Origin of the sequence: Pseudomonas sp. LABIM340, from assembly GCF_040017195.2 — a bacterium.
GTDB lineage: Bacteria > Pseudomonadota > Gammaproteobacteria > Pseudomonadales > Pseudomonadaceae > Pseudomonas.
In genome coordinates this window covers 3,128,698-3,143,131 of sequence record NZ_CM200227.1, presented here as the reverse complement: position 1 = coordinate 3,143,131, position 14,434 = coordinate 3,128,698, and the positions used below count along the sequence as shown (strand labels likewise).

Below are 14,434 nucleotides of genomic sequence, written 5' to 3'. Positions count from 1 at the left end.
TCCATCCGGCGAATCACAAGCTACGCCTCCTCATCCCGCCGATGCATCCATCGATACAACGCCGGGAGCACCAGTAGCGTCAGCGTGGTCGAGGACAGGATGCCGCCGATCACCACCGTCGCCAGCGGCCGCTGCACTTCCGCGCCGGTACCGGTCGCCAGGGCCATCGGCACGAAGCCCAGGGACGCCACCAGCGCCGTCATCAGCACCGGGCGCAGGCGCGTCAGCGCGCCCTCGCGGATCGCCGCATCGAGGCCGCGCCCTTCCTCCCGCAGGCTGCGGATGAAGGAGATCATCACCAGGCCGTTGAGCACCGCCACCCCCGACAGCGCGATGAAACCGACGCCGGCGGAGATCGACAAGGGAATGTCGCGCAGCCACAGCGCGACTACGCCGCCGGTGAGGGCGAAGGGAATCCCGGTGAACACCACCAACCCGTCACGGACGTTGTTGAACATCATCAGCAGCAAGGTGAACACCAGCAACAGCGCCACCGGCACCACGATCTGCAAGCGTTGCGCCGCCGACTGCAACTGCTCGAACTGGCCGCCCCATGTGGTCCAGTAACCGGCCTGCAGCTTCACCTGCTGCTCGATGTTGCCGCTGGCCTCGGAGACGAACGAGCCGATATCCCGCCCGCGCACGTTGGCGCTGACCACGACGAGACGCTTGCCGTTCTCACGGCTGACCTGGTTCGGCCCCTGCACCAGCTCCAGGCGCGCCACCTCGCCCAGGGTGATGAAGCCGATGCGCGAGTCCGTGGCGTTGGCCGGGGCTGGCACCGGAATGAGCATGCGCGACAGCGCGTCGATATCGCTGCGCAGGTTTTCCGGCAGGCGCACGATCAGGTCGAAGCGACGGTCGCCCTCGAACAGCGTACCCGCCTGGCGGCCGCCGATGGCCACGGCGACGTTGTCCTGGATGTCGCCGACATTCAGCCCGTAGCGCGCCGCACGCTGGCGGTCGATGTTGACGGTGAGCACCGGCAGGCCGCTGGTCTGCTCGACCTTCACCTCGGACGAGCCCTGCACCTGGCGCAGCACGCCGGCGATCTGCTCCGCAGTCTGGTTCAGCACGCCCATGTCGTCGCCGAAAACCTTCACCGCCACGTCGCTGCGCACCCCGGAAATCAGCTCGTTGAAACGCAGCTGAATCGGCTGCGACAGTTCGTAGGCGCTGCCCGGTACGCCGTTGGCAGCCTCCTGGATTTCCGCCTCCAGCTGCGCGCGGCTCTTCTTCGGGTCGGGCCACTGCTCCTTGGGCTTGAGCATCACGTAGGCGTCGGAGATGTTCGGCGGCATCGGGTCGGAGGCGATCTCCGCGGTGCCGGTGCGGCTGAACATGCGCAGAGCCTCGGGCACCTTGTCCAGCACCTGGCGCTCGAGCTTTTCCTGCATGGCCACCGACTGCGACAGGCTGGTGCCTGGCGTGCGCAACGATTGCAGGGCGAAGTCGCCCTCGCCCAGGCTGGGCACGAACTCGCTGCCCATGCGGCTGGCAATCACGCCCGAAAGCACCACCAGCACGGCGGCCACGGCGAACACCAGCGCGCGGCGTGCCATCACCCAGTCCAGTACCGGCTCGTAGGCACGGCGCGCACTGCGCATCAGCAGGTTTTCCTCTTCCTTGACCTTGCCGGTGATGAACAGCGCGATGGCCGCCGGTACGAAGGTCACCGAGAGGATCATCGCCCCCAGCAGGGCCAGCACCACGGTGAAGGCCATGGGGTGGAACATTTTGCCCTCGACGCCGGTGAGGGCGAAGATCGGCAGGTACACCACCATGATGATCAGCTGGCCGTAGATCAGCGCACGGCGCGCTTCCTTCGATGCGGCGAAGACTTCGTGCAGGCGCTCACTGCGGGTCAGCATGCGACCATGATGTTGCTGCGCGTGGGCCAGGCGGCGGATGGCGTTCTCGACTATCACCACGGCGCCATCGACGATGATGCCGAAGTCCAGCGCGCCGAGACTCATCAGGTTGGCGCTGATGCGATTGCTGAACATGCCGGTGAAGGTGAACAACATGGCCAGCGGGATCACCATGGCGGTGATCAGCGCCGCGCGGATGTTGCCGAGGAACAGGAAGAGCACCGCGATCACCAGGATCGCGCCCTCGGTAAGGTTGCGTTTGACCGTGGCGATGGCCTTGTCGACCAGTTGCATGCGGTCATAGACGGTCACCGCCTTGACCCCGGCCGGCAGCGTGCGGTTGATCTCATCGAGCTTGGCGGCGGCAGCCTTGGCGACGGTGCGGCTGTTCTCGCCGATCAGCATGAACACCGTGCCGAGCACCACTTCGCGGCCATCCTCGGTGGCGGCGCCGGTGCGCAGCTCGCGGCCGAGATCGACCTCGGCAACGTTGCGCAGGCGGATCGGCGTGCCGTCGACATTGGCCACCACGATATTGGCGATGTCTTCCAGGCTGCCTACCTGCCCCGGCGCACGCACCAGTAGTTGCTCGCCGTTGCGCTCGATGTAGCCGGCGCCGACGTTGGCGTTGTTGCGCTCCAGCGCAGCGATCACATCCGCCAGGGTCAACCGATAGGCCGCCAGCCGGCGGGTATCGGGCGCAACCTGGAACTGCTTGGCGAAGCCGCCGATGGTGTTCACTTCGGCGACGCCGGGTACGTTGCGCAGCTGCGGCTTGATCACCCAGTCCTGGATCACCCGCAGGTCGGTCGGCGTGTACTCGCTCCCGTCCTCCTTGCGTGCGCCCTGCTCGGCCTCGATGGTCCACAGGAAGATTTCGCCGAGGCCGGTGGAGATCGGCCCCATGGCCGATTCGACGCCCTCGGGCAGTTGCTCGCGCGCCTGCTGCAGGCGTTCGTTGACCAGCTGGCGGGCGAAGAACAGGTCGGTGCCGTCCTTGAAGATCACCGTCACCTGCGACAGCCCCGAGCGCGAGATCGAGCGCGTCTGCTGCAGGCCCGGCAGGCCCGCCATGGCGGTCTCCACCGGGTAGGTGACGCGCTGCTCGGTCTCCAGCGGGGTGAAGCCCGGCGCCGAGGTGTTGATCTGCACCTGCACGTTGGTGATGTCGGGGACCGCGTCGATGGGCAGCTTCTGGTAGCTGGCGATACCCAGACCGGCCATGCCGAGGACGGCGAGCAGTACGAGATAACGCTGCTCGATGGCGAAACGAATAATGCGTTCGAACATGCCTTCGCTCCGTCAGTGCGCGTGGGACGCCGAGCTCTTGCCCAGCTCCGACTTGAGAATGAAGCTGCCTTCGGTGGCCACCTGGTCACCGGCGACGAGGCCCGCCAGCACCTCGACCTCACCGGCACTGCGTACCCCCAGGTCGACCGGGCGCGGATCGAAGCCTTCGGCGCTGCGCACGAAGACGCTGGGCTTGCCTTCCACCTCCTGGATCGCCTGCTCCGGGACTGCGACCGCAACTTCACGCGCGGAGGTGCTTACTCGTACGTTGACGAACAGGCCGGGGCGCCAGGCGCCATCGGGATTGGCCAGGGTGACGCGAGCCACCGCGCTGCGGGTCTGCTCGCCGAGCAGGTTGCCGACATAGCTGACGCGGCCGTCGACCTGCATGCCGAGGTCCGCCGCTTCCACCCGCGCCGGCTTGCCCACCTGCACCCGCGCCAGGTCCTGCGGCGCCACGCTGAAGCTGGCCCAGACCCGCGACAGATCAGACAGCGTGAAGGCCGCGGTGGTCTCGCTGACCACCTCGCCGGGCACCAGGTGCTTCTCCACCACCACGCCATCGAAGGGAGCGCGCAGCTCATAACGATTGCCCCCGCCGCTGGCCGACACGCCGCTCAGTGCGTTGGTCTTCTGCTGCGCGTTGGCCAGGGCGATGCGCGCTTCTTCCAGGTCCTGGCGCGCCTGCAGGTAGTCCTGCTCGGCGGAAATCTTCTCCTGCCACAGCTCCCGCTCGCGTTCGAAGGTCTTGCTCGCCAGGCTCGCCCGGCGCTGGGCAGCGGCCAGCTCGCTGCGCAATTCGGAAACCTGCTGGCTGGCGATCACCGCCAGCAGCTCACCCTTCTTCACGCTCTGCCCCAGGTCCACCTTCACCGACTCCACCACACCTGGCGTGCGAGGCACGACGTGGGCAGTACGGTCCTGGTCGAAGCCGATCTCGCCGGGCAGGCTGAATGCCTCATCCAGCGCTTTCGGCCCGGCGGTGGCGAGCTGGATGCCGGCGGCTTCGATCTGCGCAGGGCTGAGGTGCAGGCCCTCCTCTTCGGTTGGCGCGTCCTTGGCGGCGTGGTGCTCGCCATCGGCATGGCTGGCTGCTTCGGCATGGCGGGTCGGCGCGGCGTTGCCGTGGTGCTCGCCGTCCGCATGGGTCGCGTCGTCGAGGTGGCTGCCGCCGGCCTGTTCGCTGCCCATCCAGGCGTAGGCGCTGACGCCCAGCGCGGAGGCCAGCAGAACGGCGGCGGCAAGAGGGGTTTTCTTGATCATGGAAGCTCCGGGAAATATCCGCCGGCGCCGCGCCGCAGCGCGGGCACCGCAGGGTGATGGAGGGTGCTGAAGAGGTCATGGACGCACCAGTGCACGGGCAGGCTGACGATGGGCGCGGCGGCGGATGGCGTCAGGCTCACGAGCAGCAGACCGAGCCAGGCGCGGCGGTTAGCGGGCCGCGCCGACATCGCCGTAGACCTTTTCGATCCGTCCCCAGGCATCGCTGACCTGGGCCAGCGCGCGCAGGTACTGGTCGCGCGCGGTGATCAGGGTGCGCTGGGCGTCGAGCACTTCGAGGAAGCCGAACTTGCCCATCTCGAAGCCGCGCGTGGCGCTCTCCACGGCGGTCTGGGCGCTGGGCAGGATGGTCTGGCGGAAGGCATACACCTCGCCCTGGGCGGTGCTCCACTGCTGCAGCGCCTGCTGGGTTTCCTGGCGCAAGCGCAGTTCGGTGGCGTTGCGCAGGTCGCGGGCCTGATCGGCGCGGCGGGATTCGGCGAGGATGTTGCCCTGGTTGCGGTCGAACAGCGGCAACGGCAGGCTGAAACCGATCACCGCGATGCGGTCGCGGTTGCCGGCGTCGATGGCCTCCTGGGTGCCGACGCTGACGTCGAGGTCGGGAATGCGCTGGGTCTTCGCCAGCCGCACAGCCGCCTCGCCCTGGTCGATACGGGTCTGCGCCAGCCGCATTTCCGCGCTGTCGCCCAGGCGGTCGAGCAGTTGATTGCTGCTGGGCAGTCCGGGCAAGGGCTCGACGCTGTCGCTGCGCACGCCGCTGAAATCCGGCAGTGCCAAGCCCATCAGCGCGGCCAGCGCCTGGTTGGCATCGGCTCGCTCGCGGCGGGCGCGGGACTGTTCCAGGCGTACTTCGGCGAGTTGCACCTGCGCGCGGTTGGCCTCCAGCGGCGGTGCCTTGCCGGCACGCACGCGCCCCTCGGCCGCAGTCACGCCACGCTGCGCCAATTCCACCGACTGCTGTGCCAGGCGCTCCCGTTCCTGGGCGCGCAAGGACGTGTAGAAAGCCGCGATCACTTCGCCACGCAGCTGGTTGCGTCGCGCCTGCAGGCTCAGTGCGGCAACATCCTGGCCGCGCTCGGCCAGTTCCACCCGCGCGCCGCGCTTGCCGCCCAGTTCCAGCGGCTGGCTGATGCCGATCGTGGTGGTGCGATTGCGCGAATCGGTGCCTTCCTGATCCCAGGACAGCGTCGGGTTGCGCAGCAGCCCAGCCTGTTCGCGCAATCCCTGGGCGATGCCGATTTCCCGGCCGCTGGCGGCCAGCTCGGGGTTGCCGCTGGCGGCGGCCTGCAGGGCATCCTCGATGCCGATCTCGCGGGCCTGTACCCCGCTTGGCAACTGCCAGAGCAGCAACGCCAGCAGCATTGCCGGCGCGGCAAATCCAGTACGTCTTGAAAACACGGCGAACCTCGCACGGTGGAGTCAACTTCGACGGCATCCCGTCATTTCCACCGGCGAATCTAGAAGTGCCTCTCTAGCGACAAGGTGACTGGATAATTACAAACATGTAATTGGCCATTTGCCGACGTCCCGTTGTATGTATTTAAAAAGGCATAGCGCCTCTTCCAGGTAACTTCAGGAAACAATTCGCGGCACTCCGGACAAACCGAAGACCTTCTGAAATCCCTTACAGACCAGCGACCTACAGAACTTTCAGTACTCCTCAGCCAGCCAGAAATGCGACATCGCCACGGTTGACCTTGAAGTCACTACAGCTTCTAGACTGCGCGCCTTTCTCGTTGGCGGCATGAACTTCCCTGCGCCTGCGGCACCACTCTTCACGTAATTACCGGGTAACTATCCATGAAAATCCTGCTCATCGAGGACGACCACAAGACGGCCGACTATCTGCAACAGGGACTGAGCGAAAGCGGCTATGTCGTCGACCGCGCCGACAACGGCGTCGACGGCCTGCACCTGGCCCGGCAGTGCGCCTACGACCTGGTCATCCTCGATGTGAACCTGCCGCAGATGGACGGCTGGGACGTGCTCGCCAGCCTGCGCCAGCACAGCGACATCCGCGTGATGATGCTTACCGCCCGCGGCCGCCTCACCGAGCGGGTGAAAGGCTTCGACCTGGGCGCCGACGACTACCTGCTCAAACCCTTCGAATTTCCCGAACTGCTGGCCCGCGTGCGTTCGCTGATGCGCCGCAGCGAGCGCATCGACCAGCCGCAGGTGCTGCAGATCGGCGGGCTGGAGCTGGACCCCGGCCGCCATCGCGCCTACCGCGACAGCCAGCGCATCGACCTGACCAGCAAGGAGTTCGCCCTGCTGCACCTGCTGATGAGCCGCAGCGGCGAAGTGCTCTCGCGCACGCAGATCATCTCGCTGGTCTGGGACATGAACTTCGACTGCGACACCAACGTGGTGGAAGTCACCATCCGCCGCCTGCGTGCAAAGGTCGACGATCCCTTCGCCGACAAGCTGATCCACACCCTGCGCGGGGTCGGCTACGTGCTGGAGTCCCGCGCATGAAGCCGGCCAGCCTGTCGCTGCGCATCGGCCTGTGGGTTGGCGTGCTGGGGTCGGTGCTGATGGCCCTGCTGCTCACACTCGCCTACCTCGCCCTCGACCATCAGCTGGACCAGCGCGCCCACCGCGAGCTGGAGGACAAGCTCGGGCAACTGCGCCACGCACTGGAGGCCGACCCCGGCCTCGCCGCCCTGCCCCTGCGCGGCCATGCCCTGCAGGACCAGCTGATGGGCCACGACAACCTCAGCGCCGCGCTGCTCGATGAACAGCGCGGGCGGCCGGCGCAGTTCAGCAGCGGGCCGAATGCCGACTTGGCGATACTCGATGGGTTCTCCGGCAATGGCCGTGCTTTCGGCTGGACCGCGCCGGACGGCCGCCGTCTGCTCACCGAACGCAGCCTGATCCGTCTGCGCGACGGCAACAGCCTGCGGGTGTTCCTGACCCTGGATCGGCGCGACGACGACGCCCTGCTCGGCTCCTTTCTGCGTTCGGCCTGGCTGGCGGTGCCGCCGTTGCTGCTGCTGATCGCCCTCGGCGCGCGCCTGGTGGCCAAGCGCGGCCTGCAGCCGTTGCGCCAGTTCGGCCAGGTGGCCTCGCTGGTCACTACCCAGGACCTCAGCCACCGCATCCCGCTGCAGGACCTGCCACGGGAGCTGGGCAAGGCCGCGCGGGCGCTGAACCTGATGCTGCACCGGCTGGATGGCGGCGTGCAGCAGCTCACGCAGTTCTCCGACGACATCGCCCACGAGCTGCGCTCGCCCATCGGCAACCTGTTGGGCAAGGCGCAGGTGACGCTGTCGCGGCCACGGGAAAAGGAAGAGTACGAGACGGTGCTGGCGGCGAGTACCGAGGAACTGGAGCGGGTCGGCCGAATCGTCAGCGACATGCTGTTCCTCGCCCAGGTCAGCCATCCGCGCGCGCTGCTGCCGCAGGAGCCGGTGCGGCTGGAAGAGGAAGCGGCGAAGGTCGCCGAGCTGTTCGATTTCAGCGCCGAGGAGAAGTCGCTCTCCATTGTCATCGAGGGTCACGGGCTGGTGGTGGGCGACCGCCTGATGATCCAGCGCGCGATTTCCAACCTGCTGTCCAACGCCATTCGCCACACACCCAGGGGCGAGCGCATCAGCGTGCAGGTGCGCGACGACGGCGAAGCCGTGACCTTGCAGGTGCAGAACCCCGGCGCAGGCATTGCCGCCGAACACCTGGAGCACCTGTTCGAGCGCTTCTACCGGGTGGACAAGGGGCGTTCGCGGGCACTGGGCGGCACCGGCCTGGGGCTGGCCATCGTGCGTTCGATCATGGAGCTGCACCTGGGCTCGGCCAGCGCGCAGAGTTCGGAGGAAGGACCGACGCGCTTCCTCCTGACGTTTCCTTCGTCACCCGACTGACCTCCACCCAGCTCAAGATCAGCGGGTGGCGCGGCAGGCGACGCGTTCGGTGCGGTATTCGATGGCCTGCTCGTCGCCGAAGGAGTCCTTGTAGCGCAACTGCACCGGCACCACGCCGCAGTCGGTGCTCATCGGCGTCACCGCCACGACTTCGGCGATGTCCAGGTTCATCCCGTAGGTGTACTGCTTCGCCTCGGCGATCTGCGTCGGCGACGGTGCGCTCTGGCGCGCCTGCATGACCTGCTGGCGGGCCTGCTCCATGCGGGCGAAGGTGATGTCGCCGCCACCATCGGCCAGGGCCAGGGAGGAAGCGCCCAGCAGGGCGGCGGTCAGGAAGATGCGGGAGAGTTTCATGGCAGTCACCTCGTGGTGGTTGAAAGTGACTCCACCTTAAGAGGCCGCCGCTAACGGGAAGCTGAGGCAAGGATGACGATTCGGTTATCCGGCGCACGGGTTGTCCAGGCCGTGCAGGCAATTTCCCACCACTCATCCGCGCATTTTCCCAGCGGTGAACTCTCGGCGTCCGACAACTGTCTGTGTGCTGTCGGCCCCCCGGGTGGGTTCTCTGGCCATTAGCCACCCGGCCAGTTCTCAATAAGTTGTCCGGCCGACGTTTTCGCTCCCGCAAGGCGGGTTTCGTTCCAAGTCATGTGAAGATTGCCCATGTCCCTATCGCGTCGCTTCCCCGCACGAGTTTCTCCCCTCCAGACCCGCGCCCTCGGTGCCTGCCTGTTCGCCGGCCTGCTGGCCGCTGGCGCCCCGGCCCAGGCCGAGGAGCCCGCCAGCAACGCGCGCTGGGTGAACGACAGCCTGAGTACCTACGTGCGCAGCGGCCCCACCGACGGCTACCGCATCGTCGGCACCCTGACTTCCGGGCAGAAGGTCCAGCTGGTCAGCACCTCCGGCGACTACAGCCAGGTGCGCAGCGACAGCGGCAGCACCGTGTGGATCGCCAGCAAGGACCTGCAGGAGAAGCCCGGCCAGGCCGAGCGCCTGCCCTCGCTGGAACAGAAGGTCACCGAGCTGACCACCCAGCTGCAGACCATCGACGACTCCTGGAAGAACCGCGTGCAGGGCATGCAGGAAACCCTGGACGCGCGCAAGAAGCTCATCGATGAGCTGCAGGCCGCGCGCAGCGCGCTTGACGCCGAGCTGAACCAGGCGCGCTCGCAGCTGCGCGATACACAGGCGCAACTGGGCGACGAGAACAAGCAGGTGCTGATGCGCTACATGGCCTATGGCGGCAGCATCGCCGGCGCCGGCCTGCTCGCCGGGCTGATCCTGCCGACCATGCTGCGCGTGCGCCGCAAACGCAGCACCGAGTGGGTCTGACGCTTCAGTCGATGCGCAATTCGTACTGCCGATAACCCAGGGCGTCGCTGCCCTGCGGTTCGAATCCGGCGCGTTCGTACAGACGCCGCGCCGGGTTGTCGGGGCGCACGCTGAGCTTCAGCCGCAGGTAGCCCTCCTGCCGGGCATCGGCGATGTAGCGTTGCAACAGCGCTGCACCGACGCCCTTTCCCCGCCAAGCCTCGCTGACGCCCAGGGTGCAGAGCTCCGCGCTGCCCGCTTCGGGCAACCAGAGGCTGTAGCCGACGCTCTCGCCATCGAACTCGGCGATGGTCAGCCGCTCGAAGTGCTCCAGCCAGCGCGCCAGGTGGCGGTCGAAGTCTTCTCGCCAGCGCTCCTCATGGGCAGGCTCCCACTGGCGGATATAAGCCTCTTCGCCTCGCTGGACGTAGGGGACATCGGTGATGCGGGCGGGGCGGAGCGAGAGGCTCATTGCAGTTTCCATGGCAGGAACAAGCAGTACGACCTGACCATCGCATCCGTCAGATCCCGGTGGCAACTGGCAGAATCGACCGAATCTCATCTCGGCGCACTCAGCATACCTTCCAGGCGTGATTTGACGTCCGCTCGCTCCTCCATCAAGCGCTGCAGGTCCACGCTGTATTGCAGATTCACGACGTCAATTTCAGCCAGCGCATCCTGCTGCAGATTATCCAGGCGCGCGCTCCGCTCCCTTAATAATGCGGCGATGCGGCCATCGAGGCTGCTGAGTCTCTTGCGCAGGAACGTCACCTTGTGGAACTTCCAGCGCCCCATTGCTGCGACACGAACAGACTGGTTGGCGGCCTCCTGCTGCGTGAGCTCTTCGTCGGTCGGCTGGGGAGAAATAGCGGGCTTGACGAGGATTGCATCGGCGGAGCAGGGATGTTGGGAAAAAGTCGTTCGACCTTCGACAGTGCACTTGTAAATCTCGGCCTGCGCGGTGTTGAAACCCAGCGCGGCCAGAAGGACCACGACGAATGGGAAGCGCATGATGCAATGCTCCTGACCACTCCATTGGTATGCCTGTAAACAGGACCCTTGGGATTGCCATCAGATTGACATGCACTGTCCGAGCGAGTTCTTGGGGGCTCTGTAAAGGTTCGGTAAATCCTTCCGGCACGGTCTTGGCACAAGTCGCGGCAGCGGGCCACGCCCGCGATCCGCCGGCAGGGGCGGCGTCAGACACTCTGCCGCCGCCTCACGCCACCTCGCTTTCCACGCCCGCATCCAGGTCCACCAGCAGCTCGATCATCGCCCGCGCCGCCGCCGAGAGGCGGTCGCCGCTGCGGGTGACGATGCCGCAGCGTGCCTGGAGGATGTCGATGTTGGTGGGCAGGTTGCGGAAGTGCAGGCGCACCAGTTCCCCGCGCGCCATCGGTTCGCTCAGCGCCTCTTCCACGGCGATGCCGATGGCGTCGGTCTGGCTGACGATACGCACCAGCGAAGCCATGTCCTCGCACTGCACGTTGGTGGTGATGTCGATCTTGCCGCTGAGGTTGGCGAGCATCTTCCGCGCACTGGGCGGGATCAGCGTGGCCGCCAACGGATAGGCGAACATGTCGTTGGTGGAGAGGCTCTCCTTGGCCAGCAGCGGGTGCCCCTCGCGGCAGAAGAACAGCCCACTGCGCGGCTTCAGCGCGCGGGTCTGGAAGTTCGGATCGGCTTCGAAATGGCGGATGTCGGCGACGAAGAATTCGATCTCCTCGCGGCTCAGGCTGCGCGCCAGGCGCTCCCAGTTGTCCACGCCGAACTGGATATGGATGCGCGGGTAGCGCTGGACAAACCGTGACACCGCATCGGACACCAGCTTCTGCGCCGGCGCCGGCCCGCTGCCGAAGCGCAGTTCGCCGGAGTCCAGCTTGTTCAGCCGGGCGATGGCGTGGCTCAGGTTGTTGGCGCCCTGCACCAGGCTCAGCGCGTGCTGCAGCACCACCTGGCCTTCGGGGGTCGGGCGCAGGTCCTTGCTGCCACGATCCACCAGGCGGCAACCCAGCTCCTGTTCCAGGCCCTGGATGCTGCGGCTGAACGCCGGCTGGGTGATGCCCATGGCGTCGGCGGCGCGAACGAAGCTGCGGTGTTCGTTGAGGGCGATGAAGTAGCGGAGTTGGCGCAGATCCATGATGCATTTCCGGCATTGAAAATAGTGGGCAAAGGCATTTGCCGCTGGGTATGCGCTGGTTTTAAATGCAAGCTCTTATTCCGTCAACGAAGAATAAAGCAAACATCTATTCTTTTATGAACTAAGAATATAGCTCAGACCAGGAGCCGCCCGATGCCAGCCTTGCACCTCCTTTCCTCGCGAATGTGCCTGTCCCGCTGTCGCTGACAGCCAAAGCCGCACCCACCCACAACGAAAAACGTCGTTCGCCACTTTTGCCTGGCGCGGCCCCGTTTTGCCCGCGAACAGCGCGCAGAGACAAGGACACAGCATGACTTCGAGACAATCACCCTTCCCCTTCAAGCTCCACCGGCTGCGCTACGCCATCGTCCTGATGGCCCTGGGCGGCGCCTTGCCGGTGCTCGCCGAGGAAGCCGAGGACGCCACCACCGGCAGCGGAACCAGCAAGCCCGTCAGCGCCACGCCGGCCAAGGCCGATGCCACCCTGGGCAAGGTCACTGTCACCGCTCGCCGCCGCGAGGAAGACTCGCAGAAGGTGCCCACGCCGATCACCGTGGTCGGCGGCGAGACCCTGGAAACCCAGCGCGTCTACAAGGTGCAGGACCTGCAGCAGATCCTGCCCAGCGTGAACGTCGCCTTCATCCACGCGCGGCAATCGAGCATCGCCGTGCGCGGCATCGGCAACAACCCGGCCAGCGACGGCCTGGAAGGCAGCGCCGGGGTCTACCTGGACAACGTCTACCTCGGCCGCCCCGGCATGGCGGTGTTCGACCTGCTGGACATCGAGCAGCTTGAGCTGCTGCGCGGCCCGCAGGGCACGCTGTTCGGCAAGAACACCACGGCCGGCGTACTGAACATCAGCACCCGTGCGCCGACGTTCAGCCCCGAGCGCAGCGTGGAGGTCTCCGGCGGCCAGGACGGCTACTTCCAGGGCAAGGGCACCGTCTCCGGCGCACTGACCGACACACTGGCCGGGCGCGTCTCGGCCTACCGCACCCGCGACGACGGCTACATCAAGAACATCCACGACGACAACAATCTCAACGGCGGCGAGCGCCAGGGCATCCGCGGGCAACTGCTGTTCAAGCCCAACGAGGATTTCGACCTGCGCTGGATCAACGACTACAACGAGGAAGATTCGAGCAACGGCAGCATGGTGGTGTACGGCGCTGCCGACCGCTTCTGGCAGCGCGCCGCCTCGGTGGGAGCCTCGCCGGTGCGCGATCCGGACCGGCACAAGGTCAACATCAACGCCCGCCAGCACGTCAGCGTGCACCAGGGCGGCAGCTCGGTGGAGGCCAACTGGAACCTCAATGGCGGCTACAAGCTGACCTCCATCAGCGCCTACCGCTACTGGCACTTCACCCCGGCCAACGACGAGCAGCTCAACGTCTCGGCAATCAACAACACCGGCGTGGAAGTCCACGACCGCCAGTTCTCCCAGGAAATCCGCCTGGCCTCGCCCACCGGTGGTTTCTTCGACTACGTGCTGGGCGCCTATGCGTTCAATCAGAACCTGGGCAACAAGACCTTCACCAGCTACGGCCCGCTGGCCGACCGCTACCTGCTGGGCACCGACCTGAATGCGCTGAACAACACCTACTCGAAAGCCAACGGCAAGATCGAGACCGACAGCTTCGCGCTGTTCGCCCAGGGCACCTGGCACCTTACCGACAAGCTGGACTTTACCGCCGGTCTGCGCGGCACCTACGAGGAGAAGGACGCCAAGGTCGAACGCTTCGACCCGGTCGGCGGCGCACCGGTAACCGGCGTCGGCGCAGTGGTACGACGCAACCAGCTGGGCGCCTACGACTCGGGCGATCTCAGTCTCTACAGCTTCGCGCCTTCGGCGCTGCTGAGCCTGAGCTACCAGTTCACCGATGATTTCCTCGGCTACGCCTCGCTGTCCCATGGCGAGAAATCCGGCGGCGTGAACCTGGCCGTGGCCAGCGCCCCGACGGCGGGCGCGGACTCCTTGCTGGTCGGCCCGGAACGCGCCAACGACGCCGAACTGGGGATCAAGACCACCCTGTTCGACAACCACCTGCAGCTCAACACCAACCTCTTCTGGACCGGCATCCACGGCTACCAGGCGACCACCCTGTACCAGCCGCCGGGCTCGACCCAGCTGGTCTCGGTGCTCTCCAACGCCGGCAGCGTGCGCTCGCGCGGCCTGGAGTTCGAGGCCACCGCCCTGCCCGTTCGTGGCCTGACGCTGAACTTCAACGGCTCCTACAACGACGTCACCTACCTGTCGTTCAAGGACGCCCCGTGCCCGGCGGAAATCTCCACTCAACCCAATGCCCCGGCCACTTGCGACCTCACCGGCGACCGCGTAGTCGGCGCCTCGAAGTGGATCGCCAACCTCAACGGCGAATACGCCTGGAACCTCGACGACGGCATCCGCCCCTACGTGACCGGCAGCTACTCCTACCGTTCCGAGGCCGAGGGCACGCTGGACAACTCCGACCTTTCGAAGATCGACGGCTACGGCCTGGCGAACTTCTCCGTCGGCCTGCGCAAGGACCTCGGCGACGGCCAGCTGGATGCTTCCGTGTGGCTGAAGAACGCCTTCGACAAGGACTACTACCTGGCCGCCTTCGCCAGCATCAACGGCTCCTACACCGCCTCGGTGGGGCAGCCGCGCACCCTCGGCGCCTCGGTTCGCTACGACTTCTGATCCC

Annotated in this window: 11 protein-coding genes; 4 read left to right on the top strand and 7 right to left on the bottom strand. The window is 66.3% G+C overall.

Annotated elements, in window-relative coordinates; genetic code table 11:
- Positions 1 to 20: 20 nt before the first annotated feature.
- The 3 genes from ABKS89_RS14550 to ABKS89_RS14540 form a co-directional block, all read right to left on the bottom strand.
- Positions 21 to 3,161, bottom strand: a complete 3,141-nt coding sequence (locus tag ABKS89_RS14550; RefSeq protein WP_348588926.1) for a CusA/CzcA family heavy metal efflux RND transporter — start codon at positions 3,159 to 3,161, stop codon at positions 21 to 23.
- 12 nt (positions 3,162 to 3,173) lie between these two features.
- Positions 3,174 to 4,424, bottom strand: coding sequence for an efflux RND transporter periplasmic adaptor subunit (locus ABKS89_RS14545; RefSeq protein WP_242015432.1), 1,251 nt, complete (start codon positions 4,422 to 4,424; stop codon positions 3,174 to 3,176).
- Between the two features lie 168 nt (positions 4,425 to 4,592).
- On the bottom strand, positions 4,593 to 5,804 hold the full coding sequence (locus ABKS89_RS14540) for a TolC family protein (RefSeq protein WP_348588927.1): 1,212 nt from the start codon (positions 5,802 to 5,804) through the stop codon (positions 4,593 to 4,595).
- Positions 5,805 to 6,242: 438 nt separating this feature from the next.
- Between ABKS89_RS14540 and ABKS89_RS14535 the strand changes: the two genes are divergently transcribed.
- Both ABKS89_RS14535 and ABKS89_RS14530 read left to right on the top strand, forming a co-directional pair.
- Positions 6,243 to 6,917, top strand: coding sequence for a heavy metal response regulator transcription factor (locus tag ABKS89_RS14535; RefSeq protein ID WP_081517035.1), 675 nt, complete (start codon positions 6,243 to 6,245; stop codon positions 6,915 to 6,917).
- On the top strand, positions 6,914 to 8,299 hold the full coding sequence (locus ABKS89_RS14530; RefSeq protein WP_138216739.1) for a heavy metal sensor histidine kinase: 1,386 nt from the start codon (positions 6,914 to 6,916) through the stop codon (positions 8,297 to 8,299). Before ABKS89_RS14535 ends, ABKS89_RS14530 begins: the two co-directional genes overlap by 4 nt.
- An 18-nt stretch (positions 8,300 to 8,317) precedes the next feature.
- Here the strand turns inward: ABKS89_RS14530 and ABKS89_RS14525 are convergent, their stop codons facing one another.
- Positions 8,318 to 8,653, bottom strand: a complete 336-nt coding sequence (locus ABKS89_RS14525) for a co-regulatory protein PtrA N-terminal domain-containing protein (RefSeq protein ID WP_138216740.1) — start codon at positions 8,651 to 8,653, stop codon at positions 8,318 to 8,320.
- Between the two features lie 309 nt (positions 8,654 to 8,962).
- On the opposite strand from ABKS89_RS14525, the gene ABKS89_RS14520 reads away from it, so the two are divergent.
- Complete coding sequence (locus tag ABKS89_RS14520; RefSeq protein ID WP_138216741.1) at positions 8,963 to 9,631, top strand: TIGR04211 family SH3 domain-containing protein; 669 nt, start codon at positions 8,963 to 8,965, stop codon at positions 9,629 to 9,631.
- A 4-nt stretch (positions 9,632 to 9,635) separates the two neighbouring features.
- Here the strand turns inward: ABKS89_RS14520 and ABKS89_RS14515 are convergent, their stop codons facing one another.
- From ABKS89_RS14515 to ABKS89_RS14505, 3 genes are all read right to left on the bottom strand, one after another.
- Complete coding sequence (locus ABKS89_RS14515; RefSeq protein WP_348588928.1) at positions 9,636 to 10,082, bottom strand: GNAT family N-acetyltransferase; 447 nt, start codon at positions 10,080 to 10,082, stop codon at positions 9,636 to 9,638.
- Positions 10,083 to 10,168: 86 nt separating this feature from the next.
- Positions 10,169 to 10,621, bottom strand: coding sequence for a DUF4124 domain-containing protein (locus ABKS89_RS14510; RefSeq protein WP_348588929.1), 453 nt, complete (start codon positions 10,619 to 10,621; stop codon positions 10,169 to 10,171).
- Positions 10,622 to 10,829: 208 nt separating this feature from the next.
- A complete protein-coding gene (locus ABKS89_RS14505) occupies positions 10,830 to 11,750 on the bottom strand; it encodes a LysR family transcriptional regulator (RefSeq protein ID WP_348588930.1) in 921 nt (306 codons plus the stop codon).
- Positions 11,751 to 12,060: 310 nt separating this feature from the next.
- On the opposite strand from ABKS89_RS14505, the gene ABKS89_RS14500 reads away from it, so the two are divergent.
- Positions 12,061 to 14,430, top strand: a complete 2,370-nt coding sequence (locus ABKS89_RS14500) for a TonB-dependent receptor (RefSeq protein ID WP_348588931.1) — start codon at positions 12,061 to 12,063, stop codon at positions 14,428 to 14,430.
- The last annotated feature ends 4 nt before the right edge of the window (positions 14,431 to 14,434 follow it).

What these genes read in the sequence shown, in the direction of transcription:
- ABKS89_RS14535 (WP_081517035.1), top strand. Translation starts at nt 6,243, where the DNA reads ATGAAAATCCTGCTCATCGAGGACGACCACAAGACGGCCGACTATCTG.
- ABKS89_RS14550 (WP_348588926.1), bottom strand. Translation starts at nt 3,161, where the DNA reads ATGTTCGAACGCATTATTCGTTTCGCCATCGAGCAGCGTTATCTCGTA.
- ABKS89_RS14500 (WP_348588931.1), top strand. Translation starts at nt 12,061, where the DNA reads ATGACTTCGAGACAATCACCCTTCCCCTTCAAGCTCCACCGGCTGCGC.
- ABKS89_RS14505 (WP_348588930.1), bottom strand. Translation starts at nt 11,750, where the DNA reads ATGGATCTGCGCCAACTCCGCTACTTCATCGCCCTCAACGAACACCGC.
- ABKS89_RS14510 (WP_348588929.1), bottom strand. Translation starts at nt 10,621, where the DNA reads ATGCGCTTCCCATTCGTCGTGGTCCTTCTGGCCGCGCTGGGTTTCAAC.
- ABKS89_RS14530 (WP_138216739.1), top strand. Translation starts at nt 6,914, where the DNA reads ATGAAGCCGGCCAGCCTGTCGCTGCGCATCGGCCTGTGGGTTGGCGTG.
- ABKS89_RS14520 (WP_138216741.1), top strand. Translation starts at nt 8,963, where the DNA reads ATGTCCCTATCGCGTCGCTTCCCCGCACGAGTTTCTCCCCTCCAGACC.
- ABKS89_RS14545 (WP_242015432.1), bottom strand. Translation starts at nt 4,424, where the DNA reads ATGATCAAGAAAACCCCTCTTGCCGCCGCCGTTCTGCTGGCCTCCGCG.
- ABKS89_RS14525 (WP_138216740.1), bottom strand. Translation starts at nt 8,653, where the DNA reads ATGAAACTCTCCCGCATCTTCCTGACCGCCGCCCTGCTGGGCGCTTCC.
- ABKS89_RS14540 (WP_348588927.1), bottom strand. Translation starts at nt 5,804, where the DNA reads ATGCTGCTGGCGTTGCTGCTCTGGCAGTTGCCAAGCGGGGTACAGGCC.
- ABKS89_RS14515 (WP_348588928.1), bottom strand. Translation starts at nt 10,082, where the DNA reads ATGAGCCTCTCGCTCCGCCCCGCCCGCATCACCGATGTCCCCTACGTC.